The organism is Devosia sp. (assembly GCF_040509215.1).
In the GTDB taxonomy this organism is placed as follows: domain Bacteria; phylum Pseudomonadota; class Alphaproteobacteria; order Rhizobiales; family Devosiaceae; genus Devosia.
In genome coordinates this window covers 1-2,636 of record NZ_JBEVLL010000363.1, presented here as the reverse complement: position 1 = coordinate 2,636, position 2,636 = coordinate 1, and the positions used below count along the sequence as shown (strand labels likewise).

General features: G+C 61.0%; 3 protein-coding genes. 2 read left to right on the top strand and 1 reads right to left on the bottom strand.

The window, feature by feature from the left end:
• Positions 1-67: 67 nt before the first annotated feature.
• Positions 68-217, bottom strand: a complete 150-nt coding sequence (locus ABW043_RS20675) for a hypothetical protein (RefSeq protein ID WP_353923084.1) — start codon at positions 215-217, stop codon at positions 68-70.
• 281 nt (positions 218-498) lie between these two features.
• Here ABW043_RS20675 and prpC point away from each other — a divergent pair, with 281 nt between their 5' ends.
• Positions 499-1,635, top strand: a complete 1,137-nt coding sequence (gene prpC / locus ABW043_RS20670) for a bifunctional 2-methylcitrate synthase/citrate synthase (RefSeq protein ID WP_353923083.1) — start codon at positions 499-501, stop codon at positions 1,633-1,635.
• A 17-nt stretch (positions 1,636-1,652) separates the two neighbouring features.
• Positions 1,653-2,564 carry a methylisocitrate lyase gene (gene prpB, locus ABW043_RS20665; RefSeq protein WP_353923082.1) on the top strand — a complete coding sequence of 304 codons (912 nt, stop codon included), beginning with the start codon at positions 1,653-1,655 and terminating at the stop codon, positions 2,562-2,564.
• Positions 2,565-2,636: the final 72 nt, after the last annotated feature.

Here is a 2,636-nt window from a genome sequence, read left to right as displayed (position 1 = left end):
CAAGTCCAGGCTCGGGGGTCTCACCACACGGAACGCTGCAATGCAGCGCCCAAAGGCGTCAGCAGACTTAGTCGTTGTTGATTTCCGACAGGGACTGGCTGACGCAAAGCGTCTTGTCGACGAAGGAGCAGTCATTGCTCGCGGTGGCGGCAAAGGACGGGGCGGCAACGCCGGCAACCATGACGGCGGCGAGGATCAGGGCAAAAATCTTCTTCATTTGGTGTCTCCGTGTGTTGTGTTGACGAGAGACAACCTAGGTTCACGCACCTTTCCTCAACATGGCGTCGAGATGAAAGGAACACGCGCAAGCGTGAACTCTCGGGCAAACTTGCTGACCTGAAGATTGCAGGGACGGGCCCGGCCGCCGGCCCTGCTGTTTGAGAGCAAGGCGGCATCTCCACTTTTCTGTCGACACATTGATGCAATTTGGGGCAACGTTCGCCACACAGAGATCAAAATACAAAGATCTGTTGACAGAAACTGCCGGGAGAGCTCTGCATGGCCGAATTCAAGCCCAAGAAATCCGTGGCCCTGTCGGGGGTCGTCGCCGGCAATACGGCGCTTTGCACGGTCGGCCGAAGCGGCAATGACCTGCACTATCGCGGCTACGATATTCTGGACCTGGCGCGGAATTGCGAGTTTGAGGAAGTCGCTCATCTCCTCGTCCACGGCACGCTGCCGTCCCGGTCGGAACTCGCTGCCTACAAGGCAAAACTGCAGTCGCTGCGCGGTCTGCCCGCCGCGGTTCGCAAGGTGCTGGAGCTTCTTCCGGCGGCTACCCACCCCATGGATGTGCTGCGCACCGGCGTTTCGGCGCTGGGCTGCGTGCTGCCTGAAAGCCACGATCACAACCATAGCGAAGCGCGCGATATTGCTGACAGACTGTTAGCATCTCAAGGCTCCATGCTGCTCTATTGGTACCACTTTGCGCAAAATGGCCGGCGCATCGAGGTCCAGACCGACGATGACTCGATTGGCGGCCACTTCCTGCACTTGCTTCATGGCAAGGTTCCAAGCGAGAGCCACGTGAAGGCCATGCATGTCTCGCTGATCCTTTATGCCGAGCATGAGTTCAATGCTTCGACCTTCACCGCCCGCGTGATCGCCGGGACGGGGTCGGACATTTACTCTGCCCTAGCCGGCGCCATCGGCGCGCTGCGTGGTCCGAAGCATGGCGGCGCCAATGAAGTCGCCTTCGATATCCAGAAGCGCTATGCGACGCCCGACGAGGCTGAGGCCGATGTGCGCCAGCGCGTGGAGAACAAGGAAGTCATCATCGGCTTTGGTCACCCGGTCTACACCGTGTCCGATCCGCGCAACGAGGTCATCAAGTCCGTCTCGGAGGAGCTGTCGAAAGAGGCCGGCTCGACCAAGATGTACGATATCGCCGAGCGCATCGAGGCGACGATGATGGACGCCAAGAAGATGTTCCCCAATCTCGATTGGTTCAGCGCCGTCTCCTATCACGTCATGGGCGTGCCCACCGCCATGTTCACCCCCCTCTTTGTCATCGCGCGCACCTCGGGCTGGTCGGCCCATGTCGTCGAGCAGCGCCAGGACAACAAGATCATCCGCCCTTCGGCCAACTATACCGGCCCCGACGATCTGGCTTTCGTGCCGATCGATCAGCGCTAAACCAAGGATTTTTCGTCATGCCCTATCTTCTCTCCTCGGACCTGCCGAACGAGCCCGCTGGCCTGCGCTTCCGCGCGCTGATCGAGCGCGGCGGCATTTTGCGCCTGCCCGGTGCTCACAATGGCATGGCCTCGCTGCAGGCCAAGGCTGCTGGTTTTGAAGCACTCTATCTTTCGGGCGCTGCGATGACCGCGTCCATGGGCCTGCCCGATCTCGGCATCATCACGGTCGATGAAGTCTCGTTCTTCATCAAGCAGGTGGCGCGCGCCTCGGGCCTGCCGGTGCTGGTCGATGGCGATACCGGTTATGGCGAAGCACTCAATGTCATGCACATGGTCCGCGCCTTTGAAGAGGCCGGCGCCGGCGCCGTGCATCTCGAAGACCAGTTGCTGCCCAAGAAGTGCGGCCACCTCAACGACAAAAAGCTGGCGACGGCCCACGACATGGCCGCCAAGGTCAACGCTGCGGCAAAGGCCCGCCGTCATCTCTATATCGTTGCTCGCACCGATGCTGCCGCCAGCGAAGGCATGGACGGCGCCGTGGCTCGCGCGAAAATGTATATGGAAGCCGGCGCGGATGCGATTTTTCCAGAAGCGCTGAACACGGCCGACATGTTCCGCGAATTCGCCCGCCGCATGCCCGGCGTGCCGCTCCTCGCCAATATGACCGAATTCGGCAAGACGCCGTTCTTTACGGCCTCCGAGTTTGAAGAGATGGGCTACCGCATGGTCATCTGGCCGGTGTCGTCCCTGCGTGTTGCCAACAAGGCGCAGGAAAAGCTCTACGCCACTATCGCTGCCGACGGTTCGACCAAGGCCATGGTGCCGGAAATGCAGACCCGCGCGGAGCTATACGCCACGATTGGGCTGGCGGATTACGAGGCGCTGGATGCGTCCATCGTCGCCACCATCGTCCCTGAGCCGGTCTGAGGGCTCTAGCCCTCAATCGCCCAACCCGCGATGTCACCCCGGCGAAGGCCGGGGCCCATCTCGAGATCTCAG

Bases quoted from the DNA above. Each gene is read 5' to 3' on its own strand.
- ABW043_RS20675 (WP_353923084.1), bottom strand. From the start codon at position 217: ATGAAGAAGATTTTTGCCCTGATCCTCGCCGCCGTCATGGTTGCCGGC.
- prpC (WP_353923083.1), top strand. From the start codon at position 499: ATGGCCGAATTCAAGCCCAAGAAATCCGTGGCCCTGTCGGGGGTCGTC.
- prpB (WP_353923082.1), top strand. From the start codon at position 1,653: ATGCCCTATCTTCTCTCCTCGGACCTGCCGAACGAGCCCGCTGGCCTG.